Raw genomic sequence first — 25,071 nt, forward strand, 5'->3', positions numbered from 1 at the left:
GCTCAATTATGAAAAAAATAAAATATAGCATTGCAATTCTTGGGGCTTTTATATTAGCCACAAGTGTACTGTTTTCCTGTTCTGATGATTTTGCGCAGGAAGCACCTAAATATTCAATAGACTCTGAGAACTTCTTCAATTCAGAGCAAGATTATTATAACGGTTTAGTTGGAGTTTATGATGCACTACAATATTCCTATGTAAATGTGATCCTAGGTGAGATTGCATCTGACAATACCTTATGTGGTGGTGAAAGCGCTACGGATGTTGTTGGATGGCAGCAGGTTGATGATATGATTCATACACCTGTAAATAGCAATCTGCATGATATCTGGAATTGGATGTTTGCAGGAGTTCAAAGGGCGAATTACTTCATGGAATTTAAAGACAAGATTGATTTCGATGGAAGATTATCAATGATTGGTGAAGTGCAATTTCTTAGAGCATATTACTATTTTGAATTGGTAAAATGGTTTGGTCCTGTACCACTTAAAGTTGATGGAAGATTTGAATTAGGAGATGAGACTTCGATTCCTCGTTCTTCAGTTGAAGAAGTTTATGCTCAAATAGAAGCTGACCTTCTTGCTGCAATTGATGTATTGCCTGATGTTCCTGAACAAACAGGAAGAGTAACAAGAGGAGCTGCCAGAGCCTTACTTGGTAAAGTATATTTATTTCAGGATAAGTTCACCGAAGCGGCTAACGTTTTGGAGCAGGTAATTACCAGTGGAAATTATTCTCTGGTTTCTGATTATGATGAGATTTTCGAAATGGCTGGTGAAAACGGAGTTGAATCAGTTTTCGAAGTTCAATATACAGATGTTGAAGGAGCTGGATTTGAATGTTTGCAGTGTAGCGAAGGAAATGTGGCAGTTGGTTTTAGTGGTGTGAGAGGTTACGATGGACCACTTTTCTCTTCCGGATTTAGTTTTAATGTTCCAACCCAAGAAGCAGTTGATCAATTTGAGCCTGGCGATCTTCGCAAGGATGTTGCAATTCTGGATATCGAAGCATGGGCTGAAAGCGAAGGAGCTTCTTACACTACAGGTTTTGAGCATACGGGTTATTTTAATAGAAAGTATCTTCCCAGAAAGAGAAGTGCTGATGCACAAGGAGATTTAAACCTTACAAATCCTAACAACTACAGAGCAATTCGTTATGCTGATGTATTACTAATGGCTGCAGAAGCGAATAACCGTGGTGGCATTTCCGATACCAAAGCACAGGAATATATTTCAGAGGTAAGAAGAAGAGCATTTGGAGATACCAACCATGATGTAAGTTTAACTGGGGCTGCTTTAACTGATGCCATTTATCACGAGCGTAGAGTTGAATTAATGGGTGAAGGACATCATTTCTTCGACCTGGTTAGAACAGGCAGAGCTGCAGATGAAATTGAAGGATTCGTTGCGGGTAAGCACGAAGTATTCCCTATTCCTCTTGAAGAGATTCAATTCTCAAATGGCAATTGGTCGCAAAATCCTAACTACTAAACTGATTATTAGATATGAAAATATTAACTAAAATAAGCGCATTTATTTTCATCCTAAGCGTCTTTTTTGCATGCGAAACAGATGAGGATACACTATATTCGTTAGATTATATTACTGCTCCAACCAATGTGTTGGCAGTATTCGATATAACACAAGACAATTCCGGTCTTGTTAGCATTACTCCCAATGCTGAGGGAGCTCAACTATTTACAATTGATTTTGGCGATGGTTCTGAAACAGAAACATATCAGCCAGGAGATGTGGCAGAACATGTTTATGCCGAAGGTATTTATTCGGTAAAGATTATTGCTGCTAGTATCAATGATAAAACTACAGAATTTGTGCAGGAACTGAATGTAACTTTCAAAGCTCCTGAAAATTTAGAAGTTAACATTACAAACGATACGCAAAATCCAAGAATTGTTAGTGTTACAGCAACAGCTGATTTTGCAACAGTATTTGAGGTTTATTTTGGTGATGTTGACGATGAAGAACCAACAATGCTAATGCCGGGAGAAACAGTTTCTCATACTTACGAAGCACCTGGTGATTACGATGTAAGAATTATAGCGAAAAGTGCCGGTGCAGCAACAACAGAATACACCGAAACGGTAAACGTGCCTGAAGCTGCTGATCCTGTTAATTTACCGGTTGATTTTGAGTCATTCACAATTAATTATGCCTTTGAAAACTTTGGAGGTACAACTTCAAGTGCAATTGATAATCCCGATGCTTCGGGAATTAATACCAGCGATAAAGTAGCTCAATCTGTTAAAGCTGCCGGAGCAGAAATTTGGGCCGGTTCATTCTTAACATTGGAGAGTCCTATCGATTTCTCAAGCAATACAACATTTAAAGTTAAAGTATGGTCTCCTAAAGCAGGTGCTACAGTGAAGTTGAAAGTAGAAAACCTGACTGATGGTAACATTGGCTTTGAAGTGGATGCAACTACAACAGTAGCTGGCGAATGGGAAGAATTAACTTTCGATTTCTCTGCAATTGATCAGGCGAACGAATATCAGAAAGTAGTTATTTTCTTCGATTTTGGAAATAATGGTGATGATTCAACTTATTACTTTGATGATATTAAATTGGTTCCAGCTTCAATACCAGTTTTCTCATCCATTCAAGATTTTGAAGGAGCAGCGCCTACATTTACAGTATTTGGTAATATTGCTAATGTTGAAGTAATCGATAATCCTGATGCAACGGGAGAAAATACAACAGCTAAAGTTGCACAGCTTACAAAAACTGCGGGTTCAGAAACCTGGGCAGGAGCATTCTTCCAAACAAGTTCAGCTCTTGATTTAGATACTTATAGCATGATTAAGGTGAAAACCTGGTCACCAAAGGCTGGCGTGGTAGTTAAATTAAAACTTGAAAATGCGGATGCAAGTATTACCCATGAAGTAGATCTAAATACGACTACAGCAAATGCATGGGAAGAATTAACTTACGACTTTAGTCAAGCTCCTGTAGCTGATTACGTGACAGTAGTTATCTTCTTTGATTTTGGCAATGTTGGTGATGATTCGGTTTACTATTACGACGAAATTGGATTGGCGAATGAAGGTGGTTCAAGTACTGCACCTTTAAGTTTAGAAGATTTTGAAGGAACAGCTCCTGTATTTACGAATTTTGATGGAGGTAATGCATCTGTAATTGACAATCCGGATGCATCAGGAATCAATACCAGTTCAAAAGTTGGACAAATGATTAAAGATGGAGGTCAAACTTGGGGAGGGGCTTATTTCTCTCTTGAAAACCCTATGGACTTTGCCACTTACAAGAAAGTGAAAATGAAAGTTTGGTCGAATAAAGTGGGAGCCAAGGTGTTGTTTAAAGTCGAAAACAAGGACGATTCAAGTGTGAATTATGAGGTTGAATTGACAACTACCCTTGCAAATGCGTGGGAAGAGTTAAGCTATGATTACTCTGGAGTTGACGCAACAAAATCATATCATAATATTGTTTTGATATTTGATAACGGTACAACAGGTGATGGATCAGCTGATTTTACCTACTATTTTGATGATATTGAATTAACCAATTAATCTTTGAGCAATGTTGAAATATTATAAATATATAAGTGTAATTCTGATCAGTGTACTGACGCTCTTTACAGCATGTCAGGAAGATGATTATGAATTGGGAACAATTGAAGTTCCAACAAATTTAGAAATCAGTTTTGAAATAGTGGGTGTTGATGCTGAGAATCCTTTTGGAGATGGCACTGGCTTTGTAAACTTTACGGCAACTGCGAATAATGAGATTAACTACACCTATGCTTTTGGTGATGGTACAGGGAAGGAAGTTTCAGCCGATGGAAACATTACACATCGTTTTTCGTTGCCTGGAACAAATACCTATACAGTTACAGTTTTAGCTGTTGGTACAGGAGGAGTTACAAGCAGTAAATCGGTTCAAGTGGAGGTGTTTAGCAGCTTTAGCGATGAAGAAGCGGTTGCATTCTTAACAGGCGGATCTTCCAAGAAATGGTATTGGGCCGCCGATCAGCCAGGCCATGCCGGATTGGGACCAAACTTTGTTAACGAAACCAACCATACTTTCGCTCAATGGTGGACGGCAGCTCCTTTCGAAAGAGAATGTATGTACGATGCAGAATTTGTATTTACACAAACTGAAGGCGGAGTAACTTTTGAACAAACGGCCGGTCCAGCTTCAATTCCAGGAACCTATGCCGACAAAATTGGAGTTGAAGGGAATACCTGTCATGGTGAAGATGTTGCTCCAAGCTTATATGGCGTGAAGAATGTAACTTTTGCTCCTGCTAGTTCAATTGCCACCGAAGATGGTGCTTACCGAGGAACAAGCTTTACCATTTCTGACAATGGATTTATGTGCTGGTGGGTAGGAACAAGTACTTACGAAATCATTGAGATTACTGATAATATCCTAAGAGTTCGTGTTGAGGAAGATGACACATATGCATGGTATCATATTTTCACTTCTACAAAACCAAGTCAGGAACCAGCAGGTGTTGATGTAGAATATACCAACTTAATCTGGTCGGATGAATTTGATAGTGATGGAACTCCTGATGCCGCAAACTGGGCTTACGACCTTGGTGCAGGAGGTTGGGGAAACAATGAATCTCAAACCTATACCAATAATGCTGAGAATGCAAGTGTTTCAGGTGGAACCTTAAAGATAACTGCAAAAGCAGATGGAGGATCATATACTTCAGCTCGTTTAAAAACTCAGGATTTGTTCGAGTTTACCTATGGTAGAGTAGATGTTCGTGCAAAACTTCCTAAGGGCGGAGGAACTTGGCCTGCAATTTGGATGTTAGGGGCTAATTTCCCGGAAGTGGACTGGCCTGCATGTGGCGAAATTGATATCATGGAGGGCATTGGGAATGATCCCGGTCATATTCAATGTGCTTTGCATACTCCATCAAGTTTCGGTGCAACTGTAAACATGGAATCAACAACTGTTGCTGATGCTTCTGATGAATTTCATGTGTATTCGGTGAACTGGTCCGAGAATCAGATTACCTTCCTGATTGATGATGAGGTTTATTATACCTATGCTCCGGAAAGCAAGAGTGCTGATAACTGGCCTTATGATGCTGATCAATTTCTGATTCTAAATGTGGCAATGGGTGGTACACTTGGCGGTACTATTGATCCTGCATTCACAGAATCGTCAATGGAAATCGACTATGTAAGGGTTTATCAATAAATCGTATATGGATAGAGGCTGTACATTCAAATGGATGGAACAGCCTCTAATTTACTTGTAAAAAAGCAAAACCATAGTGCTATGAGACAAGATGCTTGTTTGTTAATAGGTGTTCTGGCTCTCCTTGTATCCTCATGTAAACAAAAAAAGCTTAATTCTTTCAATAAATCACACCTGCAAAAAGAATATCAATTGGAGTGGTCCGATGAATTTGATTATACAGGATTACCTGATTCAACAAAGTGGCTTTACGATACGGAAGGAAACAGTAAGGGGTGGGGCAATCATGAATTGCAGCATTATACGAATGCCAGGAAAGATAATGCCTGGGTCGAAAATGGAGTACTTCATATTGCGGCTCTTCAGGAAAATATCGAAGGAAAAGAGTATTCATCGGCTCGATTAAATTCAAAAGCAGATTGGTTACATGCAAGAATTGAAGTCAGGGCAAAACTGCCGGATGGAAGAGGAACCTGGTCGGCAATTTGGATGATGCCGGCTGATTGGTCATTTAATGACGGGAATTGGCCGAACATTGGTGAGATAGATATCATGGAGCATGTTGGACATGAGGCAGGAGTGATACATGCCTCTGCACACTCAAAAGATCATCAGTGGCAAAAAGGAACTCAAAAAACAGCTAGCATACAAATAGCCGATGCGACTAAAGAATTTCACACATACATATTGGACTGGTCGGAAGATGTAATGAAATGCTATGTAGATGAACACTTGTATTTCGAATACAAAAATGAAGGAATGGGAGAATCGAAGTGGCCTTACACCAAAGCATTTTACCTGATATTAAATCTGGCAATCGGAGGTACGTGGGGAAGTGTACAAGGAATAGACAAGCAAGCTTTTCCGCAAATTATGGAAGTGGACTATGTACGAGTTTATCAGAAAAGATGATTCAAAAAACATTTTTAATTAAAGAATATAAGAAGAGGTTCCAATTAGGGTACTTCACTGTTAAGAATAATCAATAAGCCAGTAGCCCAAAGCTACAGGCTGATATTATAATACAAAACTCAGAAGTTTTTTGTGGTAGGAAATTGAAGTAGAATCTATTTAGATTAAAATGAAGAAGAGTAACATTTATCTGGGAAATACGAAGCTGAATTGTGGCGAGGCTGAGATTAAGGGAGAATTTGTAGACGTGAACAATGAGAAGTTCTACAAGATTAGTAATTCAGACCAAATGCCTGATTTTTTTATGAGCATGGTAAGTGATTCGGATCATTGGATGTTTATATCAAGCAACGGATCCTTATCGGCAGGGAGGAAAAATCGTGACAACGCATTGTTTCCATATTACACGGTAGATAAAATCCATGATTTTAAGGGAATAAGTGGAAGTAAGACCATCGTATTGCTTGAAAAAAATGACAGAACATTTTTGTGGGAACCTTTCGCAAAAAATTTGAATGAAGTATATCAAATTCAACGAAATCTGTACAAAAGTATCTATGGTAACAAGATCATTTTCGAAGAGGTAAACCTTGATTTGGGAATTGCATTTCAGTATGCTTGGTATTATTCGGAAAAGTTTGGCTTTGTAAGAAAATCGAAGGTTAAAAATACAGGGGAAACTTATGTAAGTGTTGAGGTTCTGGATGGAATTCAGAACATCATTCCTTATGGTTTCGATTATGCATTCCAGAGTGAGTACAGCAATTTGCTTGATGCTTACAAAAAGAATGAGCTTCTGCCCGAATCAGGATTGGGCTTGTTCATGTTAAGTTCTATCCCGGTAGATAAAGCAGAGCCCAGTGAATGCTTAAAATGCACCAGTGTTTGGTCTGTTGGTCTGGAGAATAAAAAAATCCTTTTATCGGCCAAGCAGGAGCAAAAGTTCATGAAGGGAGAAGAGCTTGAAACAGAGCTGGATGTTAGGGCTACACGTGGAGCTTATATGGTGAATGCCGATATGCACTTAAGTCCTCAAGCTGTAAAGGAGTGGTACATTGTCGCAGAAATCAACCAGGATGGTACTGCCATTTCAAACTTGAACGATTTCATTTTACATGAAAAAGACATCCAGGGTGAAATTAAAAAGGACATTCAATTGGGTACCAGAAACCTAATTAAGATTGTGGCAGAAGCAGATGGTCTGCAAGTGGGGGATGACAATTTATGTACTGCACGACATTTCTCGAATACACTGTTTAATGTAATGAGAGGTGGAATTTTTGTAGATGCATACAAAGTAAATCCAAAAGATTTTACACTGTTTGTAAAGCAAACCAACACAGAAGTGTTTGCAGAATTTGAGAATGGTTTGAATGAACTGTCAGATGAGATCTCATACCCTGAGCTAATGAATTGGGTGGGAACAAAAGCCAATTCCGATTTTCAAAGAATTTGCCTGGAGTACCTGCCATTGACTTTTAGCCGCCGTCATGGCGATCCAAGTCGTCCGTGGAATCAGTTCTCTATCGAAACGAAAAACGAAGATGGAAGTCCAAAGTTAAACTACCAGGGAAACTGGAGAGATATTTTCCAAAATTGGGAAGCCCTGGCCTGGTCGTTCCCGGAATACCTGGAAGGAATGATTAGCAAGTTCGTGAATGCTTCTACTGCTGATGGATACAATCCATATCGAATTACCCGTGAAGGAATCGATTGGGAATGTCCTGATCCGGATGACCCATGGGCTTACATTGGATATTGGGGCGACCATCAGATTATTTATTTGCAGAAGCTATTGGAATTATCTAACGACTTCCATCCCGGAAAACTGGATGAGCTTTTAAGCAAAGAGATATTTGTGTATGCAAATGTACCCTACAGAATAAAATCTTACGATGAGATGCTGAGAAATCCACAAGCTACCATTGGCTTTGATTTTAATCTGAATAAAAAAATAAAGGAAGAATACGCTGAGCTTGGTGCTGATGCTTTCTTGTTGCAGCAAGGAAACGAAATCTGCAAGGTAAACCTGATGGAAAAAGTATTGGTGAGCTTGTTGAGTAAGCTAAGCAACTTTATTCCTGAGGCAGGGATTTGGCTGAATACACAGCGACCGGAATGGAACGATGCAAATAATGCATTGGTAGGTAACGGGGTATCAATGGTAACCCTTTACTACTTGCGTAGATTTTTGAAGTTCTGGACCGAAAAGCTGGAGCAATTATCGCTAGAGGAGATTACACTTTCTGTTGAAGTAACAGCATTGCTGGATAAGATTTTTAAGCTCTTCAAAGAGCAATCGGATCTGTTGGATACTGGTTTTACCAAGAAGGACAGAAAGCATTTTGCTAATGTTCTTGGTGTAGCGGGAACAGAATACAGGGATACAATTTATGCCGATTCATTTTCCGGAAATAGAAAGTCTGTAAAAGTTTCGGATTTGACAGAATTTACCAACTTGGCATTGCAATACATGGATCAGTCGATTCGAGTGAACAGGCGAGAAGATAAATTGTATCATGCCTATAATCTGATTTCGATTTCGGATCAGGAAATTTCGATTCGCTATTTGTATGAAATGCTCGAAGGACAGGTAGCTGTATTGAGTTCGGGATATCTTTCGACAGAAGAGAGTTTGGAAGTATTGGATGCCTTAAAGGCCAGTTCCTTATTCCGTGACGATCAGTTTAGCTACCTGTTGTATCCCAACAGACAGTTGGCAAGCTTTACCGAAAAGAACAATATCCCTCAAGAGTCTGTTTTACAATCCTTATTGCTTCAGAGGTTGCTTGAAGATAGAAATGCCGAACTTGTTTCAATAGATCAATCAGGCAAGTGCCATTTTAATGGAAAAATTCGAAATGCAGAGGTGCTCAACGAAATTCTGGACGGATTAAATTCGGAATATAAGGCATTGGTTGAGGTCGACAGAGATCTTTTGCAGGATGTGTACGAAAGCATGTTCGATCATCAATCTTTTACGGGAAGATCGGGAACATTCTACGGTTACGAAGGCTTGGGAAGCATCTACTGGCACATGGTTTCGAAACTGCTGCTTGCTACCCAAGAGAATTTCTTTCTGGCATGTGATCAGAATTTAAGTGCCGGGCTAATTGGAAGATTAAAGGAACATTACTACGAGATTAAAGCTGGAATAGGAATCTATAAATCACCAGCCTTGTATGGAGCTTTTCCTACCGATGCCTATTCTCATACACCCGGAAATGCGGGGGCCAAGCAGCCAGGAATGACAGGTCAGGTGAAGGAAGATTTTATTTCGAGAATGGGAGAACTAGGGATCCGTATCCATCAGGGGAAAATTGCTTTTGATTTGCCTTTGCTGAACGAGCAGGAAGTGCTAAAGAAGTCTGATTGGTTCCACTATTATGATCTGCAAAATACAAAACAGAGTATTGAAATGGAAGAGGGACAGCTGGCTTTAACATTCTGTAAGGTTCCGATTGTATTCTCTACGGGTTCCATATCTCAAATCAAAATCACTTGTAAAGATGGATCAAGCAAATGGATAGCTGGTAATGTAATCGATGAAAATATCAGTGCATCTATATTTAGAAGAGAGGATGTGGTAAAAAGAATTGATTATACCATGTCGAAAAACTAACAAATAAATCATCGGTTTGCTTGCAGTATCAGGCAGGCATACCGATAAACTTTAACCTTTTAAGTTTTAAACCGATGTCAGTAAGAAGTGAATATTTAATGTCCTTGGCAGGGGTTGATCTCGAAAACAAGAGTCAAGATGAATTGCAAGCACTTTACCATCAGTATTTAAATAGAGGAATGCATGGTATCTGTTTCAGTCCATACCTGGAAGGACAGGAACCTGGAACCCAAATTACCGAAGAGCAAATTCGCAGAAGGATGGAAATTGTGAGTCCACATACCAAGTGGATTAGGTCTTTTTCTTGTACAGAAGGAAACGAATTAATTCCTCAAATAGCCAAGGAGTTTGGATTAAAAACCATGGTTGGAGCCTGGTTGGGGAAATATCAAAGCATCAACGAAAATGAAATGGAAGGTCTAATTGAGCTTTCAAAGGCAGGTCATGCCGATATTGTTGCGGTAGGAAACGAAGTATTATATCGTGAGGATTTAAGCGAAGAGGAATTGCTAAACTACATCTATCGTGTAAAGGAAGCATTACCAGGTATTCAGGTTGCTTATGTAGATGCCTATTATGAATTTGCCAACCGTCCTAAAATTACAGAAGCATGTGATGTAATTCTTGCCAATTGTTATCCTTTTTGGGAAGGTTGTAGTCTCGAAAATTCGTACCTGTACATGAAAGACATGTTCAACCGTGCTTTAAGAGCCGGAGCAGGCAAAAAGGTGATCATTTCGGAAACCGGATGGCCAAATGTAGGAGAAGCCTTTCATGGGGCAGTTCCATCACAGGAGAATGCGATGAAATACTTTATTCAGGCACAAAACTGGTCCAAGAAAGAAGAGATCGAAATGTTTTATTTCTCGTCTTTCGATGAAGCTTGGAAAACATCGGATGAAGGTGATGTTGGTGCTTATTGGGGAATATGGGATAAGAATGAAAAGTTGAAATTCTGATTCGTGTGAGCGATGATGGCTAAGTGAATCGTACATGAAAAAGATTACTGAACAACTGGATATAAAATTAGGGAAAGCAATTTGTTACTCAGGATTTAGAGAGGGGCAGAGTCCGGATGCCGGGATATTTCCCAGCTATGAACAGATTAAAGAGGATCTTGGTATCTTGGAAGGGCATTGGGAATATTTAAGACTGTATGCCTGTGATGAGCAAACCGATACCGTGCTTGAGGTGATTCGAAATGAAAAGTTTGATTTTCAGGTGATGTTGGGCGCGTACATCGGAGCAGAAATGAACAATTTTGCTTGTCCTTGGGGTGGAGTGTACTCCGAGGGACAATTGCTGGCCAACAAGGAACACAATATCAACCAGATTGAGAAATTAATCAAACTGGCCAATCAATACCCGGATATTGTTTTTGCTCTTTCGGCAGGGAATGAAGCCACCGTAAATTGGACCGATCACTATGTTCCGGTTGAAAATGTGATCCGATATGTGAACATCATTAAAAAAGGAGCCAAACAGCCTGTTACATTTTGTGAAAATTATATGCCTTGGCTCGATCACATCAAGGATCTTGTGGAAGCTGTTGATTTTATCTCTATACATACCTATCCGGTTTGGGAATACAAGAATATTCATGAGGCTTTGGAGTACACCAAGCAGAATTATTACAGTATTGCTGAGAAATATCCGCACAAAGCGGTTGTAATTACCGAAGCAGGATGGGCAACCAATTCAAACGGAAGAGGAATAGACCCTGCAAATGTGAGTGAAGAATTTCAGAAGATTTACTATCAGGATTTGATGAAATGGACCCAAAAAGAAAAAATTCTCTGTTTTTATTTCGAAGCTTTTGATGAATCCTGGAAAGGTTCTCCGGAACCCTTGGAGCCTGAGAAACATTGGGGATTGTTTACTATGGACAGGAAACCAAAGAAAGTAATGAAAAATCAGTTTCTTTTAAAAGACAACAGATATGAATGATTTAAGCATAAAAAATATTTCAGTGCTGATATGTATTGCAATGGGCTTGTTCTCTTGCAAGAATGCTGTAAAAAAAACAGATATCGGCATACTGACAGGCCAAAAGCAGAATATGGAAATCAAACAGGCGAAAACAGATCTTTTAGGTGAGACATCATGGGCGGTAGCCTACTCAGGATTTCGAAATGGCCAGCATCCCAACAGGGGCAATGGTGCCGTAAATCCCAGTGCTTCGGAAGTATTGGAAGATTTACTGATCATTTCGAAAGACTCATTGTTTAACCTAATCAGGTTGTATGATTGTGGTGAAAATTCGCAAACGGTTTTAAGAGTGATTGAAGAAAAACAGCTGAATATAAAGGTGATGTTGGGCATTTGGTTGAAGGCAGAATTAAGTGCACACGAAAGCTGTTCGTGGTTAAACGAGCCAATTCCACAAGAAAGTTTGGATAAAAACAAACTGTTGAATCAGGAAGAAATAGAAAGAGGAATTGCTTTGGCCAACAAATACCCTGAAACTGTAATTGCTGTGAACGTTGGTAACGAGGCATTGGTAGAATGGAACGATCACAAAGTGGATACCGATTCGATGATTTCCTATGTGAAGAGAGTACAGAAAAAGATTCAACAGCCGGTAAGCGTTGCCGATAATTACGAATGGTGGGTTAAAAGCGGGCAGGAGCTGGCTAAGGTGGTAGACTTTGTTTCGATTCATGTTTACCCGGTTTGGGAAGGAAAAGACATTGATGAAGGAATGTCATATACGATTCAGAATGTTCAGGATGTTCGGAATGCACTCCCGGATAGCAAATTGGTAATTAGCGAAGCAGGATGGGCAAGCATAGCCTTGGAATTTGGAGAAAGAGCCAGTGAGGAAAAGCAAGCTCGTTACTATCGGGAATTGCATAAATGGTCGAAGGAAATGAACATTACCACCTTCTTTTTTGAGGCTTTTGATGAGGACTGGAAAGGCGATGCCGACAATCCATTGGGAGCGGAGAAGCACTGGGGAATTTTCACACTTGATCGCAAACCGAAAAAGATTATGAAACCTTTATTTCCTGAACTCTAATATCTCAAGTCTATAATCTTAAATCTTATACCAAAATCTTATGGCACCTTTTAAAACAGCAGTAGAAGATAGAGTTCCTTTCGCACAGAAGGCAGCTTACGGAGCAGGACAGTTAACCATTAACCTTTATCCGGCGGCTCTGGGCGTTTTCATGTTCTATCTGATTTACGGATTTAAAATGGATCCGGTGTTGGCAGGTTTGTTGTCGGCCTTGCCAAAATTTTTCGATGCACTGATTGACCCAATTATGGGTTATATTTCAGACAATACTCGCACTCGTTGGGGCCGAAGAAAGCCATACGTATTGTTGGGAAGTATCATTACCGGGATTGCTTTTATGGTGCTGTGGCAATTGCATCCTGAAAATTCGCAGACTTATAATTTCATTTACTTTTTGATTCTGTCGATCATTTTCTTCATGGCATTCACCATTTACTCAACACCCTTTATTGGTTTGGGATATGAGATGACACCCGATTACAATGAAAGAACCCGCTTAATGGCAGTGGGCCAGTTTTTTGGACAGATGGCCTGGATGATTGCACCTTGGTTTTGGATCATGATCGGAAATTCAGACCTGTTCTTCGAAGAATCAACAACCGGAGTAAGAGTTTTATCTGTTTGGGTTGGAGGTGCAAGTATTATATTAGGGGCACTGCCTGCACTGTTTTGTAAGGAACTCAAATTGCCTGATTTGGAGGGAGAATCCAAATTAAATATGAAGAAGCTTGCAACTAATCTTAAAGAATTTTGGACAGCCATTGTACAAACTTTAACCTGTAAGCCATTTGTCAAGTTATGTGGGGCTACTTTCTTAATATTTAATGGTTTTCAGACCATTGCACAGTTCTCTTACTTTATCATCCTGTATTACTTGTTTGATGGGAGCATCAGTGCAGCAGGAAGCTGGCCACCTTGGTTTAGTACTGTTAATGCGGCCTGTACTGCATTTCTCATTATTCCCATCGTAACTCGTATATCAACGAAAGTGGGAAAGAGAAAGGCATTCATCATTTCCACCCTGCTTTCTATTGTGGGCTATGTATTAAAGTGGTGGGGATTTAACCCGGCCAACCCGTGGTTGATGTTTATTCCATTGCCATTAATCTCATTCGGTATTGGTGGTTTGTTTACCCTAATGATGTCGATGACTGCAGATGTTTGTGATTTGGATGAGCTGAATAACGGAACGCGTCGCGAGGGAATGTTTGGAGCTGTGTACTGGCTGATGGTAAAATTAGGCAATGCACTCGCATTTTTGGTAAGCGGTGTAGTGCTAAAAATGGTTGGCTTCGATCAAAATGCAGAAATTCAATCTGCAGAATCGTTGATTAATCTTAGGTTGGCAGATATTATTATCCCCATTGTTTTTGCCCTCATTGCCGTTTGGATGATGATGAAATATAGCATTTCGGAGCAACGAGCCTACGAAATTCGTAAGGCTTTAATCGAACGAAGAGGAAAAGTAAAGCATTAACACCAAAAAGAGACAAGTATGAAAAGAATCAATCTGTGGGTAATTTTTGTAGTCATAAGTATGTTAGCTTGTAATTCGAACAATAAGAACCTGAATGTTGAGGTTTACGAAACATCGGCAGCAGGAAACAAACTTCAAAGAATTGAATTGTCAGAAAACAATCAGGCAGAGCTGGTAATTAAAATTGATCCTGAAAAGAAATTCCAGGAGATTATTGGTTTTGGGGGTTCATTTACCGAATCAAGTGCTTATCTGATGAATCAAATTGGGAAAGAAAACCGAAAGAAAATTGTAGAGGCCTATTTCGGTGAAAAGGGTGCAAGGTATTCATTAACAAGAACCCATATGAACTCTTGTGATTTTTCCTTGAGTAACTATTCATATGCTGCCGTTGAAGGAGACAAAGAGCTGAAGCATTTCTCTATCAACGAAGATCGTGATGATATCATTCCAATGATAAAGGATGCCATGGCAATTTCCAAAGATGGATTCAAAATCATATCATCACCGTGGACTGCACCCATTTGGATGAAAGACAACAAGGATTGGAAGGGTGGAAAGTTGCTGCCTGAATATTACGATAGCTGGGCTCTGTTTTTCTCGAAATATATCAATGAGTACCAGAAAGAGGGAATCGATATTTGGGGAATAACTGTTGAGAATGAGCCATTGGGCAATGGCTACAATTGGGAGAGCATGCACTATACCCCCGAGGAAATGCTTGATTTTGTAAGTAATCATCTTGGACCCAAATTAAAGACTGATGGTCATGATGTAAAGCTGTTGGGCTACGACCAGAATCGTGATGAGTTGAAAGAGTGGGTTGATGTGATCTATAAAGATGAAGAATCATCGAAGTATTTCGATGGCATGGCGATTCACTGGTATGCAAGTACTTTCGATTACATGCCGGAAGCTTTGAGCTATACCCATGCAAAAGCCCCGAATAAGTTGTTGATTCAGTCGGAAGCCTGTATTGATGCAGAAGTACCTCATTGGAAGGACGATGCATGGTATTGGAAAAAAGAGGCAAGCGATTGGGGATGGGATTGGGCACCTGAGGAGCAGAAATATCTTCACCCTAAGTATGTTCCGGTATATCGCTATGCACGCGATATTATTGGTTGTTTAAATCATTGGGTACAGGGATGGATTGACTGGAATATGGTGTTGGATACACAAGGCGGGCCAAATTGGGCGAACAACTGGTGTTTGGCTCCTGTTATTGTCGATCCTAAGAAAGATGAGGTTTACTATACGCCAATGTACTACACTTTGGCACATTTTAGCAGATACATCCGTCCGGGAGCTAAACGAATTGGCTTTGAATCGAATGATAATGATTTAATGCTAACAGCGGCTCAAAATCCTGATGGATCGATTGCTGTGGTAGTTCTGAATATGCAAATAGAGGCAAAAACCATAAAACTTGCTTTAGGCGAAAAAGAAACAAGTGTTAAAATTGATGCACAGGCCATTCAAACTATTATTATTAGATAGTGCTTTGTATTAAAGTTAACTGTATTTAAGATAAGGCTGAAAGCCTTACATATAATAGCCCAGGGCAACGCCCTGGGTATGAAAGATAGTTAGAAAATAGTCGCAACTACTTTAGTTGATGAAAGAAGTAGACTTGCATGCGACGCAATTAAGTTAGATAAAGCTTGTTTAAGAAGTTAACAATTCTCAAATATGAAAATTCAAATCTGCATTTTTATTCTTTGCATTTTATCGGCTTGTACATCGCTTGAGAAAAATGACAAAGTTTCAGTATCTGAAAGAAACATTCTTGTGAACGATTCAGTTTACCTTATCAAAGGAATTTGTTATCATCCGGTTCCCAAAGGAAGTAATCAGCGCAGCTTCGAAACTCTTTCAAAAGATTTGGAGCTCATGAATGAGGCAGGCATCAATACCATCCGTTTGTATGCTCCGGCAGATGATAAGGCCGTTCTCGACCAGATTTATCAGGCGGGAATAAAGGTGATCGTTGGTTTTGGTTACAATCAGAACGGCTATTTTGATATTCTGACAGGTAGTTTTGCAGATTATATCATCAAGTATAAATCGCACCCGGCCATTCTGTTCTGGGAATTGGGGAATGAATACAATTACCATCCCAATTGGTTCGAAGGAGATTTGAAGAACTGGTACATGGCATTGAACCAGGCAGCATTAAAAGTTAAGGAAATTGATGGCACTCATCCCGTGGGAACGGCTCATGGCGAACTACCCGATTCCCTTGCACTCTCCATTTGTACTGATATCGATATCTGGGGAATGAATGTATATCGTTGGGATGATCCGGGTGAGATTTTCACACAATGGAAAGCCATTAGCGGCAAACCGATGTATTTATCCGAAGCAGGAGCCGATAGTTATATGACCATTTCTAAAAATGGATATGCAAAAGGAGAAAATCAGAAAGCCCAGGCCGATGCCACAAGGAAGATATTGGAATCTATCATCACCAATAAAGATGTATGTGCCGGCGTAGCCATTTTTGCTTTCGCAGATGAATATTGGAAAGCAGGAAATCCTGACACTCAAGACCCCGGAGGATGGGCGCCAAACAGTAGCGGCGTACCATACGATGGAGCTCCTAACGAAGAATATTGGGGCATTGTGGATATCGACAGAAACAAAAAAGAAGTTTTTGGTGTGGTGAAGGAGCAATACAGATTATTAAACACAAAGACAATTTTGAAACGCTAAGACACAAAGCTTATTTTTTTGAAACACAAAGACCCAAAGATGAAAACCGTTTTTTGTTCTTTAGGGTCTTTGCGCATAGAGTAAAAAGCCAACAGCCATGAACAAAGAAGATTCAAAACTATCATTAAAAGAAAAAATAGGTTACAGCCTGGGCGATACAGCCTCACATTTTGTGTGGGATATGGTTGGGTTTTGGATTCTGATATTCTATACCGATACGTTTGGGATTTCGGCAGCAGCGGCAGGAACCATCATGCTGATAGCACGATTTTGGGATATGATAAGCGATCCGTTGATGGGAATTATTGCAGACCGGACAAAAACCAGGTGGGGAAAATTTAGGCCTTACATTTTATGGATGGCTGTACCCTATAGTGTTTTGGCGGTTTTGACCTTTACCACGCCAAATTTAGGAGCAACAGGGAAGGTAATTTATGCCGGGATTACCTACTTTTTGTTGATGACGGTCTTTACGGCCATCAATCTTCCTTATTCGTCATTGGGTGCGGTAATGACTTCCGATTCGTATGAGCGTGCCGGCCTAAACTCCTATCGATTTATTTTTGCTTTTGTGGGTCAGTTTATTGTTTCGGGAACAGCATTGTCACTTGCTTTATATTTTGGTGGTGACGATACTGCCAAGGGATATCAGTTTACCTTAATGTTGTTCGGAGGCATCAGTTTAATCCTGTTTTTAATCACATTTAAAACCACCCGGGAAAGGGTTCAACCTCCTAAGGAACAAAAGGAAGACCTTCGAGAGGATATTAAGAATTTATTTAAAAACAAGCCTTGGGTAATTCTGTTTTTCGTGGGCATCATCTCTTTTGTCATGTTTGCCATGCAGAATTTGTCCATTGCATACTATTTCAAGTATTATATTGGCAGTGAGGAAAACGTTCAATTGTTTAATGTGATTGGAACGGTGGCACTTATTGTAGCCATTCCGTTTTCGAAACCATTGGCTCAGAAATTTGGCAAGCGAAATGTATTCTTGGCTAGTTCATTATTGTCTGGATTTTTCTTCGTGTGCCTGTACATACCTTCTTCCGATAATTTACTACTGATTTATGCCTTTAATATTCTTGCCAAAATTGCATATGCTCCAGCAGTTCCATTGCTTTGGACTATGTTGGCCGATACAGCAGATTATTCGGAATGGAAATCGGGTAGAAGGGCAATCGGATTGGTATTTTCTGCAGCTACATTCGCTCAAAAGGCAGGTTGGGGAGTAGGTGGAGCTTTGGCAGGTTGGTTGCTGGCAATTTTCCAGTTTACACCCAATGCGGAACAAACAGAAAGCGCGATTACCGGAATTAAACTGATGATCTCGGTATTTCCCGGGATTCTGTACATGTCGTGTGCAATTTTGTTGTATTACTACACCATCGATCACGAAACCTGCGAACAAATGAGAAAAGATTTGGATGCCCGGAGAGATGATCGGTAAAAAATGACCATGTGTATCTAAGCGATTCTTAACAATTTAAGTTATTTTAAAAAATTTATTGCAAGATTCTGTCCATTTTGTTGCGATTGTAATATGATTTTATTTACATTTGGATTGTCTTCAATAAAAATCGTTAACACGATCTCGTACAACATAGGTTCAAAGTCATGAACCACTAGTTATCATGAAAACATATTTTTCCTGTTTTGCAATGGTAAGGCTTTTCTTGCCCCATAATATGAGGTAAAGCTTTATTGTAATCAGGTAACTGTAAGCTAATATCATCAGTTATATCAATGAATTGATCTGGTGGGCTTATCCTTTCGTAGTGACTAGTTTTGGTTAAGTACGAAGAAAAATTGAAGACAAAGGGTAAGCCACCAGATTAAATTCGATTGACCAACAAGAATAATAAATAGCTCATTCTTCTGGACACTAGGTGTTTAAACTTACAAAAAATGCGTTGCGAATAGCTTAAAGAAGTTGTGAGATAAGCTGAATCTTTTGTGGGATAGTTTGCAATGCCTGTGCGACGAGTTGCGCTAATTGTGGTGCAAGTTGAGATGTTCGTGGGATAGATTGAAACACTTGTGAGATAAGTTGAAATGAATTTAAAGTGGATTGAAATGCTGGTGGGATAGATTGAAGCGATTGTAAGATGAGTTGAAACACTTGTGGGATAAGTTGAAGCGACTGTAAAATGGATTGAAATGATGGTGGGATAGATTGAAGCGATTGCAAGATGAGTTGAAACACTTGTGGAAGAAGTTGAAACATTTGCGAATGTGACTTGAAATGTTTGTGGATAAGGATGAAAGTGTTGGTTTAAAGCTTGCATATTCTTGTTAGTTGAAACAAGAGCGTGTGTGAATGGCTGAAAGATTTGTGAGCTGGGATGGGTGATATGTATGAATGTGTAGATGATATTGCCGAGCTGTAGAAGCGCATATAAAATTGAAATACTCAAAATATATCCTTTATTAAAAACCCAAGCGACACATTAAATGTTAGTGATGTTCGCTTACAAAACCTTTTATTATGAGAAAAGTATATAGAACTTATCGCGAGATGAAAAGAAGACTTCAGGATTTCTATGTAGATAATCAGACTGAATTTGATGCCATTCCGATTCTGAAAGAGATTTTTGAAGCGTTGTTTGCAGAATTCGATAAGTTTGAAAGTGCATGGGTAATTCTTGATAAGGATTATACCGGTTCTACCCAAAAGAAACAGGAGCTAAAAATGCAGGTGTGTAAACAGCTTTCTAAATGCAATATGCTGATATACAATGATTGCATTAAGAATGATTTGAGCAAGGAGCTGCCTAATTTTAAAGGAAGCGAGGCTAAGATGTTTCGTCATTCGGATGAAAGATTGATTAGTCGTTGTGAATACAGCATCAATTACCTGGAAAACATGGGTGAAAAACTTTCCGAAACGGGACTTAGCACGCAAGATTTGGATGAGCTCAAGATTTTATATGAGCGTTACGAGGCCATGGCTCCGAGGCCAAAGGTACTGCAAGGGATGAAAAAAATTGCCCGACAGGATATAGCAGATGCTCTGTCAGCAGGTGTTTACCTTATTAATGAAAGACTTGATAAGGTTATGAAATCTATGTTTGAAGGAAGTAAGTCTGATTTGTATAAGACTTATTTAGAGGCATCGGAAGTAGAAAAGCCCAATTCGAGTAAGATAGCTTTAAAAGGCAAGATTGTGGATAAAAATACGAAAGAACCGGTTCCGAAAGCCCACCTGATTATTAAAGAAGTTGATTTGGATCATTTGGTTACCGGAGGAAAGGGAGGATTCCGAATTAATTCACTTGAACCCGGAAGCTATGAGTTAAAAGTAGAAGCGGTAACCTACAAAACCATTACCATGAATCTGGTTCACAGGCACGGACAGACCAATGTGCTGGAGATTGAGATGGAGGCGGAGAATAGTGAGCAGTGAAGGCTGATGATTGAACAGTTGTTAAGGGGTGCAAGTAATTGTGCTCCTTTTTTCTTCAGGTTATGCTCTTCTTATTAAGTAATTGATACCCTCACTCTAGTGAGAGCATCACAACACAAGGGGTTATAGTCCTTATAGTCATGCTCTGACGATAAGCAAGCTGTAAATGTTAGGCTATGACTGAATTGTAAAGTAAGGCTATCGGTATTGGCAATTGATACCCTCACTTGAGTGAGAGCATCAAAACACAAGGGGTAAATAGTCCTTATAGTCATGCTCTGACGATAAGCAAGCTGTAAATGTTAGGCTATGACTGAATTGTAAAGTAAGGCTATCGGTATTGGCAATTGATACCCTCACTTGAGTGAGAGCATCAAAACACAAGGGGTAATAGTCCTTATAGTCATGCTCTGACGATAAGCAAGCTGTAAATGTCAGGGTATGACTGAATTGTAAAGTAAGGCTATCGGTATTGGGCAACTGATACCCTCACTTGAGTGAGAGCATCAAGCCACAAAGGGTTCTGTCCTGATTTCTTCCTCAAGTTCATGCTCTGACTGTAAAAGCAAGGCTATCGGTATTGGGCAACTGATACCCTCACTTGAGTGAGAGCATCAAAACACAAAGGGTTATAGTCCTGATTTCTTCCTGCAAGTCATGCTCTGACTGTAAAAGCAAGGCTATCGGTATTGGGCAACTGATACCCTCACTTGAGTGAGAGCATCAAAACACAAAAGGGTGAGAAAAATCGTAGTACCAATTCCAATAAGATCAATCATGTCTCCAATTTCCACGAACAATTAGCCTGTTGGGAGAAAAGGGAAGAATTAAATTTTCTTAATCATTGATCCTTAACGCTTTAAGGAGTAGGTGTAATATAATTATTCTGTAAAATACAATGAGGGTTGATGTTTGCGGTCGAATTGTGTGTACTTATGTATATGCTAATATTTATCGTGTTAAGTTATGGTTAAGTGGTAAAAAAATGATGTTTTTACGAAAAAAAATCCTGATCGGGTTTTTATGAACGGTGTTAATATTATCGGGTCTAAAAACAGATCAATTTAACTCTATCTAATAGTAGTGTTTTTTATAATCGACAGGAAAACAATAGTTAATAGGGGTTTAGGTGTATTAACACAAGGTTAAAAAAACACAAATTAGCACTTGTGAATTAAAATTCTATTTTTTGAAGTGTTTATCACTTCTGTTGAAATGTTGACAAACAGAGTTAATTAATTGGTCATTGGTAAATGCACTTTAATCAATTCAAAAATAAAGTTAATCACATTATCAGATCAAACTGCATAAATTGCGCTTAGTAAGATCATCCAATTTACACCCTTTTAAAACGAAAGGATAAAACTTCTTGCCAAAGCATGTTTTTTGGGTGTATTGTCTTCAAAAAATAGAACCTTCGTAATTATCGATGGGACTAAAGTGGCGAAGCTGTAGAATTTCCCTTGTTATTCTGATCAATAGAAGGTTTTCGTTCACTTTCGTTATTTTCTAATAAAACCTACTTAAATATCATCAAAACATCAAAAAAATGACTAAGCCAACCCTAAGGCAAAATAAGAACAGACTTTGGTTTGCTATTTATACAAAGTCGCATTCTGAAAAAAAACTGTATAAAGAAATATTGGAAAAAGGGATAGAAGCCTATCTGCCCATAAAAAGAGAACTCAGAACCTGGAGTGACAGAAAGAAATGGATAGAAACTCCCTTGTTTACCTCTTATGTTTTTGTAAAAGTGTCCCCTAAGGAATTTCATATCCCAATAAATTCTTACTATGCCGTTTGCTATGTGTGCATAAGAGGAAAAGCCGTACCGGTGCAGGAGAAGCAGATCGATGCGCTCAAGTGTTTTCTGGAAAACGAACAAAGAAGTGTTGAAATATGCAATGCTGACCTGGAGCTTGGAAAACGGGTGGAAGTAATGACAGGCCCATTGAAAGGAGTGCAAGGAGAAGTTCTTGAAATCCGAGGCAAGCATCGTTTGGTAATCCGATTCGAATCGCTTGGTGCCTGCGTGCATACAGAAATTAAAACAGAAGAAGTAAAACTGACCGAAGCAGCTGCAATGGTTTAATGTTGGTATTGTGCCGGTATTCGCATGAAATTGCTCTTCTTCTTTTGTCCTTTTGAGTTGATTCTTACTGATAGAATATCGCTATAGCTAAAGCAAAGTCGCTTTTTTATAGCCATGCCTAAACTCAAAATTCTCAAGACCATTTAAGCTCATTTCATAATTTAACTGGTAAAAATCCGTGCTATCGCTGCCTGCAAAGGAGACAGACCAAAAGCCGAGTTCATAATAAAAATAGATCAAAAATTGTAACAAGTCATTTAAAAGCTTAATAACCTGCATGTAAAATATTGAAACATATCGTTTCTTTTTTTTAAGCCAAATACAGGGATCAATACTGGATCAGAAACGCATAAAAAACGGTATTACTGTGGATAGGGTTGGGAGCTGACAAAGAAATTCTAAGGGGATATGACTAAATTGAATAAAAGCCTGTTAAGAGAAATGATGGATGAGGTCATTATCTCGCACAGGAATGGAAAACCATACCTTAAAAGAAGACCCAAAAAGGTTAAAAACCCCAAAACAGAGCAGCAGATTAATCAAAGAGGAAAGTTTCGTGCGGCATCTGCCTTTGTAAGCAGAAACTTGGATGTGTTAATTCGTCCTTACTGGAATCCCGAAGCCAAACGCAGGGGAATGACAGGCCAGAATCTTTTTTGTAAGATCAATACCCAAGCGTTTGATGCCGATGGGAATCCGGATTTTGAAAAATTACAGTTGGCGGTGGGCGACTTAAAGGGAATTGAATGCCTTCGTACCGAAGTGAAAGTTGAGAATTCTATTTACCTGAAGTGGAAAAACAATTCGGGAAATGATAAGACCATTGAAGAAAATGAAATAAAACTATTTGGAGTGGATGAAGCATTGCAGGTTGAAGCGATTGAATGCAATGTCACCCGCAAACAAGAGTCTTGTTTGTTTAGCTTAAATCTTGAAAAATACAGTGCTTTGTTCCTTTTTTTCTGGGACAGGGAATTGCATATGACTTCGATGCCTGAGTGGATTATATTTTAACATTCTGGAAAATTAGAAATCAGAGCTGCTTAAGAAAAGAATAAGGTGAAAGCCTTGTGTTTTAACCTCGTGGCTTCCTCCTGGTTGATGATCGACATGACAAACGAATGAAAATGATAAAGAGATGACAAAAAAACAAATCAAAAACATTTGCTGTATTGGAGCAGGATATGTTGGCGGACCTACCATGGCCGTTATGGCGCAAAAGTGTCCGCACATTAAAGTGAATGTGGTAGACATGAATGAGCAACGAATTGCAGATTGGAACGATAGCGATTTGAACAAGTTGCCAATTTATGAGCCGGGTTTGGCCGAAGTTGTGGACGAGGCGCGTGGCAGAAATTTATTTTTTTCAACTTCAATTGAAAAAGCCATTGATGAAGCCGAAGTGATTTTTATTTCGGTTAATACACCTACCAAAACCTATGGTGTTGGAAAAGGAATGGCTGCTGATTTGAAATACATTGAATTGTGTGCACGACAAATTGCAAGCGTGGCCAAGGATGATAAGATCATTGTGGAGAAATCAACACTTCCGGTTCGAACAGCCGAAGCCATTAAAACCATTTTAGATTCTACAGGTAAAGGTGTACAATTCGATATTTTATCTAGTCCTGAGTTTTTAGCTGAAGGAACCGCCATTCAGGATTTAACCCGGCCGGATCGTTTCTTAATAGGAGGTGAACAAAGCCAAAGTGGAGAAGAAGCTGTGCAAGCATTGGTTGATGTATATAGCAATTGGGTGCCTCGTGAAAATATTGTGACGACTCGTGTGTGGTCATCTGAGCTATCGAAATTGACTGCCAATGCATTTTTGGCTCAACGAGTTTCGTCGATCAATGCCATTTCAGCCTTGTGTGAAAAAACAGGTGCCGATGTTGACGAAGTGGCCAATGCCATTGGCAAAGATTCTCGTATTGGAGCAAAGTTCCTGAAATCATCCATTGGTTTTGGAGGTTCTTGTTTCCAAAAGGACATTCTGAACCTGGTGTATTTGTGTCGTCATTTTAATTTGCCTGAGGTTGCCTATTACTGGGAACAGGTAATTAAAATGAACGATTACCAAAAGCATCGGTTCGCTAAGATGATTATTGATAGCTTATTCAATACAGTTTCGGGAAAGAAGATAGCTTTTCTGGGTTGGGCTTTCAAGAAAGATACCAATGATTCGCGAGAGTCGGCTGCAATATACGTAGCAGATGAATTGCTGCAAGACCGTGCCGAAATTCATGTGTACGATCCTAAAGTAACGGCAGAGCATATCTATGCCGATCTGGAATATTTGCAGGAGCACCGAGTAGGCCAGTATGTAGAGCAGGGAGAAAAAATGAGTATGGAGGAAATCCGCAATCTGGTAACCGTTCACAGCTCAGCATACGAAGCCATGAAAGCTGCTCATGCCATTGCCATTCTTACCGAATGGGATGAGTTTAAAACTTACAATTGGCAGCAGGTTTACAATGATATGTTGAAACCTGCTTTTGTGTTTGATGGGAGAAATATTGCTCCGAAAGAGGAGATGAATGAGATTGGGTTTGAGGTGTATAGTGTAGGGAGAGGGAAGTAGTTGAATTGTCAATACACTAATAAATTTTTATAGAGAATCCTGTAGGTTA

At 39.4% G+C, this 25,071-nt stretch carries 16 protein-coding genes; all 16 read left to right on the top strand.

Annotated elements, in window-relative coordinates; translation table 11 throughout:
* Window positions 1-8 precede the first annotated feature (8 nt).
* Window positions 9-1,493 carry a RagB/SusD family nutrient uptake outer membrane protein gene (locus ACO05S_RS13940; RefSeq protein ID WP_421918621.1) on the top strand — a complete coding sequence of 495 codons (1,485 nt, stop codon included), beginning with the start codon at window positions 9-11 and terminating at the stop codon, window positions 1,491-1,493.
* A 14-nt stretch (window positions 1,494-1,507) separates the two neighbouring features.
* The gene (locus ACO05S_RS13945; protein ID WP_421918622.1) at window positions 1,508-3,547 is read left to right on the top strand and encodes a hypothetical protein; all 2,040 of its coding nucleotides are present in this window, start codon (window positions 1,508-1,510) and stop codon (window positions 3,545-3,547) included.
* A gap of 10 nt (window positions 3,548-3,557) precedes the next feature.
* Window positions 3,558-5,198 carry a family 16 glycosylhydrolase gene (locus ACO05S_RS13950; protein ID WP_421918623.1) on the top strand — a complete coding sequence of 547 codons (1,641 nt, stop codon included), beginning with the start codon at window positions 3,558-3,560 and terminating at the stop codon, window positions 5,196-5,198.
* An 81-nt stretch (window positions 5,199-5,279) separates the two neighbouring features.
* Window positions 5,280-6,110: a glycoside hydrolase family 16 protein gene (locus ACO05S_RS13955; protein ID WP_421918624.1), complete on the top strand. Its 831-nt coding sequence runs from the start codon at window positions 5,280-5,282 to the stop codon at window positions 6,108-6,110.
* 169 nt (window positions 6,111-6,279) lie between these two features.
* Window positions 6,280-9,732 carry a hypothetical protein gene (locus ACO05S_RS13960; protein ID WP_421918625.1) on the top strand — a complete coding sequence of 1,151 codons (3,453 nt, stop codon included), beginning with the start codon at window positions 6,280-6,282 and terminating at the stop codon, window positions 9,730-9,732.
* A 74-nt stretch (window positions 9,733-9,806) separates the two neighbouring features.
* A complete protein-coding gene (locus ACO05S_RS13965) occupies window positions 9,807-10,691 on the top strand; it encodes a glycosyl hydrolase family 17 protein (protein ID WP_421918626.1) in 885 nt (294 codons plus the stop codon).
* 34 nt (window positions 10,692-10,725) lie between these two features.
* A complete protein-coding gene (locus ACO05S_RS13970) occupies window positions 10,726-11,679 on the top strand; it encodes a hypothetical protein (RefSeq protein ID WP_421918627.1) in 954 nt (317 codons plus the stop codon).
* Window positions 11,672-12,751 carry a glycosyl hydrolase family 17 protein gene (locus tag ACO05S_RS13975; RefSeq protein ID WP_421918628.1) on the top strand — a complete coding sequence of 360 codons (1,080 nt, stop codon included), beginning with the start codon at window positions 11,672-11,674 and terminating at the stop codon, window positions 12,749-12,751. The genes ACO05S_RS13970 and ACO05S_RS13975 overlap by 8 nt, the downstream gene beginning before the upstream one ends.
* A 40-nt stretch (window positions 12,752-12,791) precedes the next feature.
* The gene (locus ACO05S_RS13980) at window positions 12,792-14,228 is read left to right on the top strand and encodes an MFS transporter (RefSeq protein WP_421918629.1); all 1,437 of its coding nucleotides are present in this window, start codon (window positions 12,792-12,794) and stop codon (window positions 14,226-14,228) included.
* A gap of 18 nt (window positions 14,229-14,246) precedes the next feature.
* Window positions 14,247-15,728, top strand: a complete 1,482-nt coding sequence (locus tag ACO05S_RS13985) for a glycoside hydrolase family 30 protein (protein ID WP_421918630.1) — start codon at window positions 14,247-14,249, stop codon at window positions 15,726-15,728.
* 192 nt (window positions 15,729-15,920) lie between these two features.
* On the top strand, window positions 15,921-16,943 hold the full coding sequence (locus ACO05S_RS13990) for a hypothetical protein (protein ID WP_421918631.1): 1,023 nt from the start codon (window positions 15,921-15,923) through the stop codon (window positions 16,941-16,943).
* Window positions 16,944-17,040: 97 nt separating this feature from the next.
* Window positions 17,041-18,393, top strand: coding sequence for an MFS transporter (locus tag ACO05S_RS13995; protein ID WP_421918632.1), 1,353 nt, complete (start codon window positions 17,041-17,043; stop codon window positions 18,391-18,393).
* Between the two features lie 1,038 nt (window positions 18,394-19,431).
* On the top strand, window positions 19,432-20,349 hold the full coding sequence (locus ACO05S_RS14000; protein ID WP_421918633.1) for a carboxypeptidase-like regulatory domain-containing protein: 918 nt from the start codon (window positions 19,432-19,434) through the stop codon (window positions 20,347-20,349).
* Window positions 20,350-21,898: 1,549 nt separating this feature from the next.
* On the top strand, window positions 21,899-22,441 hold the full coding sequence (locus tag ACO05S_RS14005; RefSeq protein ID WP_421918634.1) for a UpxY family transcription antiterminator: 543 nt from the start codon (window positions 21,899-21,901) through the stop codon (window positions 22,439-22,441).
* Between the two features lie 408 nt (window positions 22,442-22,849).
* Window positions 22,850-23,455 (top strand): DUF6266 family protein, encoded by a 606-nt coding sequence (locus ACO05S_RS14010; protein ID WP_421918635.1) that lies wholly within the window; start codon window positions 22,850-22,852, stop codon window positions 23,453-23,455.
* Between the two features lie 124 nt (window positions 23,456-23,579).
* Window positions 23,580-25,022, top strand: coding sequence for a UDP-glucose 6-dehydrogenase (locus tag ACO05S_RS14015; protein ID WP_421918636.1), 1,443 nt, complete (start codon window positions 23,580-23,582; stop codon window positions 25,020-25,022).
* The last annotated feature ends 49 nt before the right edge of the window (window positions 25,023-25,071 follow it).

Origin of the sequence: Marinifilum sp., from assembly GCF_965230805.1 — a bacterium.
GTDB lineage: Bacteria > Bacteroidota > Bacteroidia > Bacteroidales > Marinifilaceae > Marinifilum.

Excerpts from the sequence above, each read along its gene's own strand:
- ACO05S_RS13940 (WP_421918621.1), top strand. The coding sequence starts at position 9 with ATGAAAAAAATAAAATATAGCATTGCAATTCTTGGGGCTTTTATATTA.
- ACO05S_RS13945 (WP_421918622.1), top strand. The coding sequence starts at position 1,508 with ATGAAAATATTAACTAAAATAAGCGCATTTATTTTCATCCTAAGCGTC.
- ACO05S_RS13950 (WP_421918623.1), top strand. The coding sequence starts at position 3,558 with ATGTTGAAATATTATAAATATATAAGTGTAATTCTGATCAGTGTACTG.
- ACO05S_RS13955 (WP_421918624.1), top strand. The coding sequence starts at position 5,280 with ATGAGACAAGATGCTTGTTTGTTAATAGGTGTTCTGGCTCTCCTTGTA.
- ACO05S_RS13960 (WP_421918625.1), top strand. The coding sequence starts at position 6,280 with ATGAAGAAGAGTAACATTTATCTGGGAAATACGAAGCTGAATTGTGGC.
- ACO05S_RS13965 (WP_421918626.1), top strand. The coding sequence starts at position 9,807 with ATGTCAGTAAGAAGTGAATATTTAATGTCCTTGGCAGGGGTTGATCTC.
- ACO05S_RS13970 (WP_421918627.1), top strand. The coding sequence starts at position 10,726 with ATGAAAAAGATTACTGAACAACTGGATATAAAATTAGGGAAAGCAATT.
- ACO05S_RS13975 (WP_421918628.1), top strand. The coding sequence starts at position 11,672 with ATGAATGATTTAAGCATAAAAAATATTTCAGTGCTGATATGTATTGCA.
- ACO05S_RS13980 (WP_421918629.1), top strand. The coding sequence starts at position 12,792 with ATGGCACCTTTTAAAACAGCAGTAGAAGATAGAGTTCCTTTCGCACAG.
- ACO05S_RS13985 (WP_421918630.1), top strand. The coding sequence starts at position 14,247 with ATGAAAAGAATCAATCTGTGGGTAATTTTTGTAGTCATAAGTATGTTA.
- ACO05S_RS13990 (WP_421918631.1), top strand. The coding sequence starts at position 15,921 with ATGAAAATTCAAATCTGCATTTTTATTCTTTGCATTTTATCGGCTTGT.
- ACO05S_RS13995 (WP_421918632.1), top strand. The coding sequence starts at position 17,041 with ATGAACAAAGAAGATTCAAAACTATCATTAAAAGAAAAAATAGGTTAC.
- ACO05S_RS14000 (WP_421918633.1), top strand. The coding sequence starts at position 19,432 with ATGAGAAAAGTATATAGAACTTATCGCGAGATGAAAAGAAGACTTCAG.
- ACO05S_RS14005 (WP_421918634.1), top strand. The coding sequence starts at position 21,899 with ATGACTAAGCCAACCCTAAGGCAAAATAAGAACAGACTTTGGTTTGCT.
- ACO05S_RS14010 (WP_421918635.1), top strand. The coding sequence starts at position 22,850 with ATGACTAAATTGAATAAAAGCCTGTTAAGAGAAATGATGGATGAGGTC.
- ACO05S_RS14015 (WP_421918636.1), top strand. The coding sequence starts at position 23,580 with ATGACAAAAAAACAAATCAAAAACATTTGCTGTATTGGAGCAGGATAT.